The sequence below is a fragment of the Clostridioides sp. ZZV15-6383 genome, assembly GCF_020657735.1.
Lineage (GTDB): Bacteria > Bacillota > Clostridia > Peptostreptococcales > Peptostreptococcaceae > Clostridioides > Clostridioides difficile_D.
The window spans coordinates 1-255 of record NZ_JAGWCV010000233.1 but is presented as its reverse complement, the minus strand read 5'-3'; the positions used below and the strand labels follow the sequence as shown (position 1 = coordinate 255).

The window sequence follows — 255 nt, the reverse complement described above, 5'->3', positions numbered from 1 at the left end:
AGATAACGCAATACACACAATTAAGATAAAAGTAACAGATGCGAATGGAGTAAATGAAAAATTAGTAAGTGTATCAAACGGAGTTCAACCACCACAAGATGATGATTCACTCAAGGATATAGCAAATACTGTATCAATAATAAAAGATAGTTTTTTAAATGGGAAAACACATATTATTAATAAATTAGCATTAAAAAATATAAATGCTACATTAAATAACACATTAGTAGAAATAGGAGAAATGATAGGTATAGC

At 27.1% G+C, this 255-nt stretch carries 1 pseudogene; it reads left to right on the top strand.

Features of this window, described 5'->3' with window-relative positions:
* Nucleotides 1-255: pseudogene (locus KGF42_RS20715) on the top strand (hypothetical protein); the annotation flags it as partial.